The organism is Rhizobium sp. BK049 (genome assembly GCF_014193135.1).
Taxonomy (GTDB): Bacteria; Pseudomonadota; Alphaproteobacteria; order Rhizobiales; family Rhizobiaceae; genus Rhizobium.
Genome location: NZ_JACHYV010000014.1, coordinates 119,078 through 132,707 on the forward strand (window position 1 = coordinate 119,078; position 13,630 = coordinate 132,707).

Annotated in this window: 14 protein-coding genes; 9 read left to right on the forward strand and 5 right to left on the reverse strand. The window is 62.5% G+C overall.

Annotated elements, in window-relative coordinates; translation table 11 throughout:
• The first annotated feature begins 17 nt into the window (after nt 1-17).
• From FHT70_RS16415 to FHT70_RS16445, 7 genes are all read left to right on the forward strand, one after another.
• Nucleotides 18-1,916 carry a potassium transporter Kup gene (locus tag FHT70_RS16415; protein WP_085777138.1) on the forward strand — a complete coding sequence of 633 codons (1,899 nt, stop codon included), beginning with the start codon at nt 18-20 and terminating at the stop codon, nt 1,914-1,916.
• A 345-nt stretch (nt 1,917-2,261) separates the two neighbouring features.
• Entirely contained in the window at nt 2,262-3,473 is a 1,212-nt protein-coding gene (locus FHT70_RS16420; RefSeq protein ID WP_183703002.1) for a cell wall hydrolase, read from the forward strand.
• Between the two features lie 272 nt (nt 3,474-3,745).
• Nucleotides 3,746-4,081, forward strand: a complete 336-nt coding sequence (locus tag FHT70_RS16425) for an AtpZ/AtpI family protein (RefSeq protein WP_183703006.1) — start codon at nt 3,746-3,748, stop codon at nt 4,079-4,081.
• Nucleotides 4,082-4,144: 63 nt separating this feature from the next.
• Complete coding sequence (locus tag FHT70_RS16430) at nt 4,145-4,897, forward strand: F0F1 ATP synthase subunit A (protein ID WP_085777141.1); 753 nt, start codon at nt 4,145-4,147, stop codon at nt 4,895-4,897.
• 68 nt (nt 4,898-4,965) lie between these two features.
• Nucleotides 4,966-5,193 carry a F0F1 ATP synthase subunit C gene (locus tag FHT70_RS16435; RefSeq protein ID WP_003588243.1) on the forward strand — a complete coding sequence of 76 codons (228 nt, stop codon included), beginning with the start codon at nt 4,966-4,968 and terminating at the stop codon, nt 5,191-5,193.
• Nucleotides 5,194-5,270: 77 nt separating this feature from the next.
• On the forward strand, nt 5,271-5,894 hold the full coding sequence (locus FHT70_RS16440; RefSeq protein ID WP_085777142.1) for a F0F1 ATP synthase subunit B: 624 nt from the start codon (nt 5,271-5,273) through the stop codon (nt 5,892-5,894).
• 3 nt (nt 5,895-5,897) lie between these two features.
• The gene (locus FHT70_RS16445; protein WP_183703009.1) at nt 5,898-6,389 is read left to right on the forward strand and encodes a F0F1 ATP synthase subunit B; all 492 of its coding nucleotides are present in this window, start codon (nt 5,898-5,900) and stop codon (nt 6,387-6,389) included.
• 403 nt (nt 6,390-6,792) lie between these two features.
• Here FHT70_RS16445 and FHT70_RS16450 read toward each other — a convergent pair whose 3' ends face one another.
• Both FHT70_RS16450 and FHT70_RS16455 read right to left on the reverse strand, forming a co-directional pair.
• The gene (locus FHT70_RS16450; protein WP_183703011.1) at nt 6,793-7,482 is read right to left on the reverse strand and encodes a ribonuclease HII; all 690 of its coding nucleotides are present in this window, start codon (nt 7,480-7,482) and stop codon (nt 6,793-6,795) included.
• Between the two features lie 167 nt (nt 7,483-7,649).
• Nucleotides 7,650-8,807 carry a PA0069 family radical SAM protein gene (locus FHT70_RS16455; protein ID WP_183703016.1) on the reverse strand — a complete coding sequence of 386 codons (1,158 nt, stop codon included), beginning with the start codon at nt 8,805-8,807 and terminating at the stop codon, nt 7,650-7,652.
• A 139-nt stretch (nt 8,808-8,946) separates the two neighbouring features.
• Between FHT70_RS16455 and FHT70_RS16460 the strand changes: the two genes are divergently transcribed.
• Both FHT70_RS16460 and FHT70_RS16465 read left to right on the forward strand, forming a co-directional pair.
• Nucleotides 8,947-9,465 carry a glycosyltransferase family A protein gene (locus FHT70_RS16460; RefSeq protein WP_183703019.1) on the forward strand — a complete coding sequence of 173 codons (519 nt, stop codon included), beginning with the start codon at nt 8,947-8,949 and terminating at the stop codon, nt 9,463-9,465.
• 370 nt (nt 9,466-9,835) lie between these two features.
• Nucleotides 9,836-10,192 carry a hypothetical protein gene (locus tag FHT70_RS16465; protein WP_183703022.1) on the forward strand — a complete coding sequence of 119 codons (357 nt, stop codon included), beginning with the start codon at nt 9,836-9,838 and terminating at the stop codon, nt 10,190-10,192.
• Nucleotides 10,193-10,272: 80 nt separating this feature from the next.
• Here the strand turns inward: FHT70_RS16465 and moaB are convergent, their stop codons facing one another.
• Genes moaB through FHT70_RS16480 form a run of 3 tightly spaced genes read right to left on the reverse strand, consistent with a single transcriptional unit; the run spans nt 10,273 to nt 13,553 of the window.
• Nucleotides 10,273-10,824, reverse strand: coding sequence for a molybdenum cofactor biosynthesis protein B (moaB, locus tag FHT70_RS16470; protein WP_183703025.1), 552 nt, complete (start codon nt 10,822-10,824; stop codon nt 10,273-10,275).
• Nucleotides 10,824-11,708 (reverse strand): 4-(cytidine 5'-diphospho)-2-C-methyl-D-erythritol kinase, encoded by an 885-nt coding sequence (locus tag FHT70_RS16475; protein ID WP_183703026.1) that lies wholly within the window; start codon nt 11,706-11,708, stop codon nt 10,824-10,826. Before FHT70_RS16475 ends, moaB begins: the two co-directional genes overlap by 1 nt.
• A gap of 12 nt (nt 11,709-11,720) precedes the next feature.
• Complete coding sequence (locus FHT70_RS16480) at nt 11,721-13,553, reverse strand: tetratricopeptide repeat protein (protein ID WP_183703029.1); 1,833 nt, start codon at nt 13,551-13,553, stop codon at nt 11,721-11,723.
• Nucleotides 13,554-13,630 lie beyond the last annotated feature (77 nt).

Below are 13,630 nucleotides of genomic sequence, written 5' to 3' on the forward strand. Positions count from 1 at the left end.
GAGCCTGTTGAAATTTCATGTCCGAAGAGAGCGATCCGCACGAACGCCACATGACGCCGCGCAAGCTGTTCTATCTCGCGCTCGGTTCCGTTGGTGTCGTCTACGGCGATATCGGCACGAGCCCGCTCTACGCTTTTCGCGAAGCGCTGAAGCCCGTCGCCCATGACGGCGTCACTCGTTTCGAGATCATCAGTCTTATTTCCCTGATGATCTGGGCGCTGACCATTATCGTCACCATCAAATACGTCCTCTTCCTGCTGCGCGCCGACAACGACGGTGAGGGCGGCACATTGTCGCTGCTCGCCCTTCTGATGAAGACCGCCAACGGCCATACCGCACTGCTGATGCTGCTCGGACTGATGGGCGCTGCCCTGTTCCTCGGCGATGCGATGATCACGCCGGCACTTTCGGTGCTGTCGGCGGTCGAAGGTCTGAAACTCGTCACGCCCAGCCTGGCGGAATATATCGTGCCGATCTCGGTGGTGATCCTGGCGCTGCTCTTCGTCGTGCAATCGCGCGGCACCGGTGCCGTCGCCAAGTTCTTCGGGCCGATCACTGCTCTCTGGTTCCTCGTCATGGCCGCCGCCGGCATCTCCCATATCTCGGACGATTTCGGCATCCTCGCCGCCTTCAACCCCTATTATGCTGTCAGCTTCCTGCTACATGAGGGCTTTTACGGCGTCGTCGTGCTCGGTGCCGTCTTCCTGACGGTAACGGGCGCCGAGGCGCTTTATGCCGACCTCGGCCATTTCGGCCGCCGCCCGATTCAATGGGCCTGGTTCCTGCTGGTGTTTCCGGCGCTGACGCTGAATTATCTCGGGCAGGGTGCGCTCGTCCTCGGCAATCCGATGACGATGTCCGACCCCTTCTATCTGATGTATCCGCAATGGGCGTTGCTGCCGGTCGTCATCCTGGCGACAGCGGCGACGATCATCGCCAGCCAGGCCGTCATAACGGGCGCCTTTTCGCTGGTGCGCCAGGGCATCAACCTCGGCTTCCTGCCGCGCATGGAAATCCTTTTCACCTCAGAAACCAATACGGGACAGATCTTCGTGCCGTCGGTCAACGCCGTGCTGTTCTTCGGCGTCATCTTCCTGGTGCTGAGCTTCAAGACCTCGGACGCATTGGCGACCGCCTACGGCATCTCAGTCACCGGCGCCATGGTCGTCACCTCGATCATGGCCTTCGAATTCGTCCGCGCACGCTGGAACTGGTCGCTGCCGGTCGCCGTGATCGCGCTCGCGCCACTCGTCGTGCTGGAAATGATCTTCCTCGGCGCCAACCTTCTGAAGATCCACGATGGCGGCTATATCCCGATCCTGATCGCCACCGCCTTTACCGTCGTCATGTGGACCTGGCGCCGCGGCACCGCGATCCTGATGGAGAAGACCCGGCACACCGATATTCCGCTCGCCTCCTTCGTCAGTTCCATCGAGCGAAAGAGCGAACATTCGCCGGCCCAGGTTCCGGGCACGGCGATCTTCCTGACCAGCGATCCGGAATCGGCCCCCGCCGCCCTGCTGCACAACCTCAAGCACAACCACGTGCTTCACGACCGCAACGTCATCCTGACGATCCGCACCGTCAATAAGCCGCGGGTGGCGAGCCAGGACCGCTACAAGGTCGAGCAGATTTCCCCGCGTTTCTCCCGTGTCGAACTGCTGTTCGGCTTCATGGAATCGCAGAACGTCTCGCAGGCGCTCGCGACGCTGCGCAAGACCGGACTGAAGTTCGACATCATGTCGACCTCCTTCTATCTCGGCCGTCGCAAGCTGGTGCCGGATGCCAAGTCGGGCATGCCCTACTGGCAGGACCGGCTCTACATCGCGCTGGCCAACGCCGCCGCCAACCCCTCGGACTATTTCCGCCTGCCGGCCAACCGGGTGGTGGAGCTGGGCTCGCACGTTATTATTTGATGGATGGGAAGTGATTGCTGACGTCAGCGCCCGCGCTTTGGATCTGCCCTTCCGCCACCTAACCTCCGTCATGCTCGGCCTTGAGCTGTCTTGAGCCGAGCATCCACACCGCACCCACCAGCAGCTGAGGCATGGGTCCTCGGCTCAAGGCCGAGGACGACGGAGATTGGGATTCGTTTCCGTCGAACTCGCCCCGCAGGTTCGGGTCAACAGGCATAGCGCCACCACGAGCGCAGCGGCTCCTGGTGGACGAGGTTATCAGCCATATTAGAACATCCAAAAACTCACACTGCTACTTCCGGCACGCCTCGTTAACCAGGCATCAAGGTTAATGAGAGATTTTCGATGGCATGTTCCCGCGTTCCATGCCCGGAGTTCGTGTTGCGTCGAAAGAGCCCTTCCCGTAGCAAGCTGCGTCTTCTTCCCGAGAACTGGGTGTCGCCCGTCGTCTTCGGACTTGCCGGCTGGCTGATCTTCCCGAGCGTTGCCTCCCACGCCGATCTCGCCACCATGCTTGCCGGTCTCGACCGTGAGGGGGAGAGCTGGCGCATGGTGCTGACCAATTCGCCGGCCGGTTCCATCCATCAGGCCGAGCTCGCCTTCGCCGATCCGGCAGCGACCAGCTCGATCGCCTCAGGCGCCGGCATGGTGCTGCCCGACGGCCGCAAGGTGGCATTTACGGCCAAGGACAAGGGGCACGAGGACACGCCGGACGAGGACCGGGTCATTCGCGGCACGAAGAAGGGCCGCGTCGTCGCCATCGAGAAGATGCAGCCGCCGAAAGACTTTTCCGCCGGCTCCATTCTTGAGCGCACCAAGATGCTGTTCACTCCGAATTTCGATCTCAAGGACAGGTCGGCTTTCGTCAAGCCGAAGATCCAGGGTAGGGAAATCGAGATCGCCACCTCTTTCTATAGGAAACAGCCGGTGAGGCCGGAGGTCGGCATGCCGGCGATGCTCGCAAGCCTCGTCACCAGCAACAAGGCCGACGTGCTTGCCACCGCCTATGCGCCGGCGGCACCGGATTATGCCCGCCACTCGCCGTTCGATTCGATCCTGACCGAACCGGAAAGCGGCCGCTTCGTCCCCCAGATCGGTCCGGGCGACCACGCCTGGGCCGCAAGCGTGCTGCCGCCGAGCGTCTTTTCCGCCCGCGAGCAGCAATGCCTTGCCTCAGGCATATATTTCGAGGCGCGCGGGGAATCGGTGAAGGGCCAGGCGGCCGTCGCCCAGGTCATACTCAACCGCGTTCGCAACCCCGCCTATCCCAAGAGCATCTGCGGCGTCGTCTACCAGAACGAGGATTGGCGCAACCGCTGCCAGTTTTCCTTCGCCTGCGACGCCATCAAGGACCGGGTGAATTCGCAATATCACTGGCGGGTCGCCCGCGACGTGGCCATGGCGGTGACATCAGGCAGAATCTGGCTGCCGCAGGTGGGGTCGGCGACGCACTACCATGCCGTTTACGTCCGCCCGAAATGGGCAAAGACCATGGAAAAGGTCGGGCGCATCGGTCTTCATGTCTTCTATCGCACCTATGGCGGCGGCTGGAGCTGAGAGAAAGCGTTGGGGCGATGCCGATTTTCCGCCCCCAAAAGCGGATTCTTTCCGTCGAATTTGCGCGCTCGGCCGGAAATCGACTTATCCCTTTGATTTCACAAATTTATTTTCTGGCTGGACAGAAGCCGTCTACGCCTTGACTATACCAAGCCCTAAAACTATGTTGCGCGCGACTTCAGAACGGGCCGGAAGGGTCTCAACCTTCGCGTCCGGGGTCCGAATGACCGGGGTAGCGGGAGTGCGGGCGACGGGCAGGCGAGGAGAGATCCATGGCGGACGACCGCGAGGAAAGTCTTGAGAAGCGCCGTGCGCAGCTGGAAGCGGAACTCGCGACCAAGCGCGTAGAGGCGAAAGTGGAAGAGGCAAGCGAAGCCCGCGCCGAGGAAAGCCGCAAAGGTTATGCCCAGGCGATGAAGCTTTCCAGCGAGTTCATTTCCGCGATCGTCGTCGGCGCCGTCCTTGGCTATCTTCTCGACCGTTTTGTTGGCACGGCGCCTTGGGGGTTGATTGTTCTTCTGCTTCTCGGATTCTGTGCCGGCGTTCTGAACGTGCTGCGTTCTGCGGGGGTGGTGGCCCACCCTCTGGACAAGGACGAAAAGAAATAGGGGGCCGGTCCCGGTCCAGTGCAATGACCCCGCGTCCTGCGGGCCAAAGAGAGAGAACAAGCGGTGTCTAACGATCCGACTCATCAGTTCCTGATCCAGAAGATTGTGCCGATCGAAATCGGCGGAATTGATTTTTCGTTCACCAACGCGTCGCTCTTCATGGTCGCTTCGGCAGCCGTTGCTGCAGGCTTCCTTTATTTCTCGACCTCGAACCGCGCCATCGTGCCGGGTCGTTCGCAGTCGGTCGCGGAAATGTCCTATGAATTCATCGCCAACATGCTGAAAGAGGGCGCGGGCAAGCAGGGGATGAAGTTCTTCCCGCTGGTCTTTTCGCTCTTCATGTTCGTGCTGACGGCGAACCTGCTCGGCATGTTCCCCTATTTCTTCACGATCACCAGCCAGATCATCGTCACCTTCGCGCTGGCGATTCTCGTCATCGGTACGGTGCTCGCCTACGGTTTCTATAAGCACGGCTTCCACTTCCTGAATGTCTTCGTGCCCTCGGGCGTGCCCGGCATATTGCTGCCGCTGGTCGTCTCGATCGAGATCATTTCCTTCCTGTCCCGTCCGATTTCGCTCTCCGTTCGTCTTTTCGCCAACATGCTCGCCGGTCACATCACGCTGAAGGTGTTCGCAGGCTTCGTCGCCTCGCTTGGAACCCTCGGTGCGGTCGGTGTCGGCGGCGCCGTTCTTCCCCTCATCATGACCGTCGCCCTGACCGGTCTCGAGTTCCTCGTCGCCTTCCTTCAGGCTTACGTCTTCGCGGTGCTGACTTGCATGTACCTCAACGACGCAATCCATCCAGGCGGGCACTAAGGATAACGACAACGACGTCTCCAGGGCGTCAGTCATTCGCCGCAACAACCATTTCAAAGGAGTTCAACATGGAAGCGGAAGCAGCAAAGTTCATCGGTGCAGGCCTGGCTTGCTTTGGTATGGCCGGTACGGCTCTCGGCCTCGGCAATATCTTCGGCAGCTACCTCTCCGGCGCTCTGCGCAATCCGTCTGCCGCTGACAGCCAGTTCGGCCGTCTGGTATTCGGCTTCGCCGTTACGGAAGCTCTGGGCATCTTCTCGCTGCTCGTCGCTCTCCTCCTCCTCTTCGCTGTCTGATATCGGCGAATAGATGGATCACGGCCTGCGACCGCAAGCCGTGATCCTTTGCATTTGCAGTCCACCTGGAGGTGAGCATGTTTTTTGTGACCCCGGCTTACGCTGAAGAAGCACCGGCGGCAGCGACCGGTACGGATGCGCATGCCGCTCCGGCCGCAGGCGAGGTCCATACCGAGACCGGTGTTGCCGAAGGCGAACACGCCCGCGGCCCGTTCCCGCCTTTCGATTCGACGACCTACGCATCCCAGCTGCTCTGGCTGGTGATTACGTTCGGCGTCTTCTACCTCCTTATGCAAAAGGTCATTGCGCCGCGCATCGGGGCCATCCTCGACCAGCGCCACACGCGCATCTCCCAGGACCTGGAAGAAGCAGGCCGCCTGAAAGCGGAAGCCGATGCCGCCGTCGAGACCTATGAAGGCGAACTGGCCGCTGCCCGCGCCAAATCCCACGCGATCGGTTCCGCCGCCCGCGACGCCGCGAAGGTCAAGGCCGAAGAGGATCGCCGCACCGTCGAGGCCAGCCTGTCGGAAAAGATCAAGGCTGCGGAAGCCCGGATCGCCGACATCAAGGCCAAGGCCTTCGCCGACGTCGGCACCATTGCCGAGGAAACGGCAGCCGCCGTCGTCGAACAACTGATCGGCAGCAGCGCTGCGCAGGCAGATGTCGCCGCCGCCGTCGCGGCCGCCAAGAAGGAGGCTTGATCGATGGAATTTCATTTCGACGCGACTTTCTTCGCCTTTGTCGGCCTCGTCCTCTTCCTGGCGCTGGTCGTCTATCTGAAGGTTCCGGGCATGATGGCACGCTCGCTCGACGACCGCGCCGACCAGATCCGCAATGAATTGGCCGAAGCCAAGCGCCTGCGCGAGGAAGCCCAGCATCTGCTCGCTGAATACCAGCGCAAGCGCAAGGAAGCGGAAGCGGAAGCGGCCCATATCGTTGCCGCCGCTGAGCGCGAAGCCGAGATGCTGACCGCCGAGGCGAAGAAGAAGACGGAAGAATTCGTCGCCAACCGCACGGCGCTCTCGGAGCAGAAGATCAAGCAGGCCGAGGCCGATGCGATGAAGGCGGTGCGTTCGGCCGCCGTCGACCTTGCCATCGCGGCCGCAGAAACGGTGCTCGCCAAGAAGGCCGACGGCAAGGTCCAGGCCGAGCTCTTCGGCAACGCCGTCGGACAGGTCAAGACACGGCTCAACTGAGCAGTATCGACTGGAATAAGGAAAGGCCGGGCATGTCCCGGCCTTTTTCTTTGGTGATAAGGCCTGTTCTTTGCTTGGCCTCGTGCGGAGGCAGCGTAGCGTCCCTGCTCCGGCGTCCGCCCCTCATCCGGCTGCCGCCACCTTCTCCCCGCTTGCAGGGAGAAGGGGGCATGCAGCAACCTTTCTTTCCCCTCCACCCTGTCCTTTTGCAGCTCGCTCTCGGATGGCCTTACGCTCTCCTTCCCGAGGGAAGAATGGACGTGTCTGCGAGAGCTAGACTAAGAGGGGAACGGAGAGGGTGCGGTATATCCCCTTCTCCCGCATGCGGGGAGAAGGTGGCGGCAGCCGGATGAGGGGCTGATCGCCAGTCCAAAGGCGGAATATGCCGATCTTTTTTCGGCGACTATTCCGAAAGCAGTTCGTCCATCTCAGGCTCGTCGCCGTCCTTCCGCAGTGGCCGAAAGCTCATCCGGTGCAGGGAGCAGGGGCCGTGCTGTTCAATGCCGGCGCGGTGCTGCGCCGTGCCGTAGCCGGCGTGGGCCGCAAAACCGTAATCGGGAAATACATGATGCGCCCGCGCCATCATCCGATCGCGCGTCACTTTGGCGACGATAGAGGCGGCGGCGATAGAAACCGAGCGGGCGTCACCCTTGACCACGGCCTGTCCTGGGCAATCGAGGCCGGGCGGCACATCAAGCCCATCTGTCAGCACGTAGCTTGCGGGAATGGCGAGGCTGCAGATGGCGCGGCGCATCGCGTCAAGGCTTGCCTTGCGTATGTCCGTTTCGTCGATCCGGGTCGAGCTGGAGGAGGCGATGGAAACCGTCGCCGTCGCCAGAATCTGCGCGAAGAGTTCTTCGCGCCGCTGGGCCGAGAGCTGCTTGGAATCGTTGAGGCCTTCAGGGATGCGCTTCGGATCGAGGATGACCGCAGCGGCCACCACGGGGCCCGCCAGCGGCCCGCGGCCTGCCTCGTCGGCGCCGGCGACCGGCCAGTGGCCGGCCTTGCGGGCTTTGAGCTCGAGCTTGAAATCCGGCACGAGAGGGACCGTGTCGAAAAGCAGGGGAGAATCGGGTGGCGTGCGGCGTTTCATGCGGCTGAACCTCGCACGCCAACCCGATTTCCCGCAAGTCCCCGGATCAGGGCGGCGGCCGGGGACGGTCCGGCGGATGGAGGCGGTCAGGGCCATCCGCGGAAATTGCGCTCGGGGCTCGAAAACAGGGCGGATTTTCTGAGCAGCCGATGCGCAAGCTTAAAAAATCAGAGCAGCGACAGCTGTACGCCGCTGCCATCCGGTGGCACGAACAGATCGTCGCGCAACGGCACGCTGCGCCGCGTCAGCTCGAAGCGTTTCGCCGCCATTTCGAAACGCCGGGCGATCTGCCAGGCATAGGGGCCGGCGCCCTTCATGCGCTTGCCGAATTCGGCGTCGTAATCCTTGCCGCCGCGCATCGAGCGCACCAGCGACATCACGTGCCGGTAACGATCGGGATAGTGCTGCAGCAGCCAGTCGCGAAAGAGCGGGCTGACTTCAAGCGGCAGCCTGAGGATGACATAACTCGCCTCGGTTGCGCCGGCAGCCTTCGCCGATTCCAGAATGCGCTCCAATTCGTGATCGTTCAGCGCCGGGATCAGCGGAGCGGCCATGACGGCAGTCTGGATCCCTGCCTCAGAGAGCGCATGAATGGTCTCCAGCCGTCGCGGCGGCGTGGCGGCGCGCGGTTCCATCGCCCGGGCAAGCTTGCGGTCGAGCGTGGTGACCGAGATGCCGACGCGCACCAGGTTCTTGCCGGCCATCTCCTGCAGAATGTCGAGATCGCGCAGGATCATCGCCGACTTGGTGACGATCGACACCGGATGGTTCGCCTTGTTCAGCACCTCGAGGATGCCGCGCATGATGCGCCATTCCTTCTCGATCGGTTGATAAGGGTCGGTATTGGTGCCGATCGCGATCACCCTCACCTTGTACCCCGGCTTGGCGAGCTCCCGCTCCAAGAGCTTCGCCGCATCGGGCTTGGCGAAGAGCTTCGTCTCGAAATCGAGCCCCGCCGAAAGCCCCATATAGGCGTGCGTCGGGCGGGCGAAACAATAGATGCAGCCGTGCTCGCAGCCGCGATAGGGATTGATCGAGCGGTCGAAGGAAAGATCCGGCGATTCATTGCGTGTAATCGCGGTGCGCGGCTTTTCGATCTGAACCTCGGTCTTGAACGGTGGCAGTTCTTCCAACGTTTGCCAACCGTCGTCGAAGGTCTCCCGCTGCAGCGCTTCGAACCGCCCTGTTGGGTTCAGTCCCGCTCCACGCCCGCGCCGCCGGTCAACCTCGACCCGAAGACCGGAGGACACGATCATCGCATCGGCAATATCTGCCGTATTGGCAGGCGCGAATGCGGCCTGCCCTGCCAGGGACTGCTCTCTCATCGGATTCTCCCGCAGCGGAAAGCCGTTGTCTCCGCCGTTTGTGATGATTAAATTCCTATCGGTAAAATGAGAACAATGCAAGAACAAAATACGCAAAACGGTACTGGCAAAAAATTGTGCGGCGCATTATGAATAATCGATGTTGACGGTTGTTCTCGAATGCCAGGATCAGGAATCCGAACTGGCGCAGACCTTATCGGTATTGGTGGCAGGCGCGGTGGAAGGACTCGTCAGCGATGTGATCGTGCTTGATCACGGCTCGCGCGACGGCACCTCGCGGGTTGCCGACGCCGCCGGCTGCCGTTTCCATTCACAGTGGGATATCAAGGACATCGTGCGCTCCGCCCGAGGCGAATGGCTGCTCTTTATCGAGCCGGGCGCCAGGCCCCAGGCCGGCTGGATCGATGAGATCGCCGAATATGTGGCGCTGAATAAGACACCCGCGCGCTTTGCCGCCTCGCGCGGCTATCGACGCCCGTTCTTCCAGCGCGTTGCCCGCGGTCGACCGCCGCTGGAGCTTGGCTTGTTGATGCCGAAGAACCTGGCGCTCGCCGCCGCCAGAAGCGGGATGCCTGTTGCCGACTTCGACAAGGGCCAGAAGCCGCGCAAGCTTGCAAGTGAATTGATTCCTTCCTGGGTGGCGCGTGCCACGCGGTAGAATGCCCATCGCTGCATCTACGCTGTCTGAGAGATTGTCCCTCACCTAACCCTCTCCCCGTAGAAGCGGGGCGAGGTGACGTGCCCAATGCAACGTCGAGATGGAGGAAGCTGGCGCGGCATATCCCCTTCGCCCGCAAGCGGGAAGGTGGCGGCAGCCGGATGACTGGTCTCGTCGCAAGCGCGCTTTGGTGATTACGTCCCGCCATCGCGCAAAGATGGCGCCCAATCGGATTTCGCGCTATAATTCACCTATGGCGCCGCCGAAGCGCCGCGCTTCGCAACGGATGCCGTGGAATGCCGGTGAACGGCAGAACAGGTCGGCGAAAAATCTCCTCTTCTGCCGGGTTTCCGGCGAAAGGAGGTGCGTCATGCCACGCGGTAGGATTTACCGCATGCGCGGCAGGATCTGCGGCGTACGCGGTAGGATCTACGGCCTGCTGGCCGTCATATTGCCGACATTGGTAATCGCGCATCCGAATTCGGCAGCATCGCAGACGATGCTCAGTTGCGCAGGCCGACCCGACGTCATCAGTTTCCTCGACAGGAATTTCGGTGAGAAGCTCACCGCCGTCGGCCTGATCAACCAAAACGCCGTTCTCGAGGTCTATGCCGCCAAAAGCGGCACCTGGACGCTCGTCGTCACGGATGTCCACGGCATAAGTTGCATTCTGCTGTCGGGTGATGGCTGGGATTCGATGCCGGCTCTGCCGGGCATTGCCACATAACACAGGCCAGCGCGTCGGCCTCGAAAGTCTAAATCAGGTTTTCGACGGCGCGACCGCGGCACTGTAACGGCAGCGCCAGTCTATTTCTTTGCGCCGCGTTTCAGATGCTCGTCCAGGCGCGGCATGATCTCGACAAAGTTGCAAGGCAAGCTCCGATAGTCGAGCTGTGCTTTCAATATGCCGTCCCAGGCGTCCCGGCAGGCTCCGGGCGAGCCGGGCAGGGCGAAGATGAAGGTGGAGTTGGCAACGCCAGCGGTGGCGCGCGACTGGATGGTCGCCGTGCCGATCTTGTCATAGGAGATACGGTGGAAGACAGCGGAAAAGCCATCCATGCGCTTTTCGAACAGCGGCTCCAGCGCCTCGGGCGTCACGTCTCGGCCGGTAAAGCCGGTGCCGCCCGTCGTGATAACGACATCGATCTCATCACGCTCGGTCCAGGCTTTGACCTGAGCGGCGATTTTCTCCCGGTCATCGGGCACGATCGCTCGCTCGACCAGCCTGTGGCCGGCCTCGGCGATCCGCACCGCCAGCGTATCGCCGGACTTGTCCGTCTCCGGCGTGCGCGTATCCGAGACGGTGAGGACGGCTATGCCGACGGCGATGAAGGGCCGTTTTTCGTCCAAACCTGCCATCACATGCCTCCCGAAACCGTTTCCGTCGCCTGGAAATACCAGTCGGGCTGCGCCTCGTGAAGAGCTGCCGTCGCATGGCGCGCGGCGGCCATATCGGCGAAGATCCCGAAGCAGGTGGCGCCGGAGCCGGACATGCGGGCAAGAAGAGCGCCCTCAGCCTGCAGCATCGCCGAGATCGCCGCGATTTCGGGCACGGCTTCGCGTGCCGGTGGCTCCAGGTCGTTGCGAGCCGCGCCGATCGCCGCAAGCCAGCCTTCGGTGTGTGCGAGCGTCAGGGGTGAATTGTTCTTTGCCGTGAGCCGGCGGAAAACCTCCGGCGTCGAAACCCCCTTCAGCGGGTTGGCCAGCACCATGGCAAAGGCCGGCAGATCGGGCACGGCTTCGATCTCCTCCCCGATGCCGCGGGCAATCAGCGGCCGGCTCTCGAGGCACATGGGCACGTCGGCGCCGAGCTTCAGCGCCAGCGCCGCCAGCGTTTCCACCGGCAATCGCAAGCCCCAGAGGCGCATTAGCCCCCGCAGGGTCGCCGCCGCATCGGCCGAGCCGCCGCCGATGCCGGAGGCAACGGGCAGGTTCTTCTGGAGATGGATGTGAACAGGGAAGGCAAGGGCGCCGACAGCCTCGCGCAGCAAATCGCGCGCTCTGATTACAAGGTTGGTGTCGCCGTCGCCGGCAAGCGTCTCTCCGAAGCGGCCCGACAGGGTGAAGGCGTCGGCCTGCGCGGGCAGGAAGCCCAGCCGGTCGCCGCAATCTGCGAAGGTCACCAGCATATCGAGCAGGTGATAGCCGTCCGGCCGCTGGCCCGTCACATGCAGGGCGAGATTGATCTTCGCGCGCGCCTCTTCGGTGACGCCGAAAGCGTCGGCCAAGCCCTGCTCAGGCATCGGTCGCGCCCGTCAGGACTTCTTGTCGACCGGCGGCGGCGTGACCGGCGCCGGATCCGGTTGCTTCTTGTCGGCCGCCTTGGCATCGTCGCTAGCGGGCAGGCCGTTTGCGATCTTTTCCTTGATCTTCGGAATTTCGGCCGCTTCAGGCTCGGAGGCGAGCGCCCGGTTCCACTGGTAGACTGCTTCGAGCTTGCGCCCGACCCGCCAGTAGGCATCGCCGAGATGGTCGTTGATCGTCGCGTCGCCGGCCTTGATCTGCGCAGCCCGCTCCAGCTCGTCGACGGCGTCGTCGAAGCGGTTAAGGCGGAAATAGGCCCAGCCGAGCGAATCGATGATGTAGCCGTCGTCAGGGCGAAGATCGACAGCCTTCTTGATCATGGCGAGGCCTTCGTCGAGATTCCGGTTCATGTCGATCCAGGAATAGCCGAGATAGTTCAGCACCTGCGGCTGGTCGGGGTTGAGCTCCAGGGCTTTTCGGAAATTCGGTTCGGCCTGCTCCCACTTCTTCAGCCGCTCATAGGCAATGCCGCGCTGGAAGAAGACGCTCCAGTTGGCGCGGCCGGGGATTGGGCCGATCACTTCGACCGCCTTGTCGTAATTGGCGGCCATCGCCTCGTAGTCCTTGGCGTCGGAGAGCACGCTGCCATAGGCGAGGTAGCTGCGGATATCCTTCGGATCGGAGGCGATCAGCGCCTGCAGGTGCTTGCGCGCCTCGTCGACCTTGCCGCCCTGGGCAAGGGCGAGGCCGAGTTGAAGCTCGGAGATGCGCCGCATCGGCGAATCTTCCGGCACCTTCTTATAGAGGGAGATGGCGCGGTCCATCTGGTTCTGCTTTTCGGCGATGCCGCCGAGCAGCACCAGTGTATCGGCGCTGTTGGGGTCGAGCGCCTTCGCGGTCTGCAGGTAGAGAGAGACGATATCCTCGGCGCCATCGCGGTTCAGAGCACCGCCGACGGAGAAGAGCACGCCGGCGGCGCCTTCTTCGGCCGTCTTGACCTGCTGCTCCTGCTTCTCGGCCTTCTCGATGCTGTCGCGCAGCGCATTCAGCGGCGCGTAGTTCGGCAGCAGGTTATCGCCGACGGAAACCGCATCGAGCGCCTTCTGCTTGTTGCCCTGCGCCGCCTCCAGGCGGGCAAGCGCCATCACCGCGCGCATGAACGTGTCGGGCGCCGTCGCCCCGCCTTCCTTGTCGAGCACGGCGTCGTTGAGATGCTGGCGGGCCGACTTCACATCGCCGGTAACGACGGCGATCGCGCCGGCATTGTAGTTCTGAAAGATGCGAAACCAGTCCGGGCCCTTCATCTTCTCGACCATGGCGAGCGCTTCCTTGCCGCGGCCGGCGCCGACGCGGGCCCAGGCGAGCAGCAGGTCGTTCATCATCCGGTCGAGATCGTTCGGACCCTTATATTTCAGGATCGACTCGGCTGTCTTGTAGTCGTCGCGGCGCACGGCATCCATGGCGCGCACGATCGTGGTGATACGCTCGACCGAAGGATCGCTCTTCAGATCATTGGCGTATTTGACGCCTTCCTTGATGTCGCCGTTGAGCAGCAGCGAGATCATCAGCCGCTGACGGATCTCGGGATTGCCGGGCTCGATCTGCAGCGCCTTCTTGTAGAGCGCGATCGCGGTCTCGTAATCGTGATCGACATCGGCTGTGCGCGCGGCGAGGAAGGCGCCTGAGAACGTGGTGACGTTATCGGCATCGAAGAAGCTCTCGGCTTTGCCGGCATCGCCCGCCGTGGCCGCATCTTCGGCACTCACGCCGGCAACGCCGCCAAGCGAAAGGACAGCCGCCAGCGCTGCGCTCGTAAGGAGACGGATGGCAATTCTCTGCCGCATTAGAAAACCTTTCTTCGAGAGCGTCCGGCCGCTGCCGGTCGCAAATCAGTCGTCATCACTGAGTCATAACAGGATGG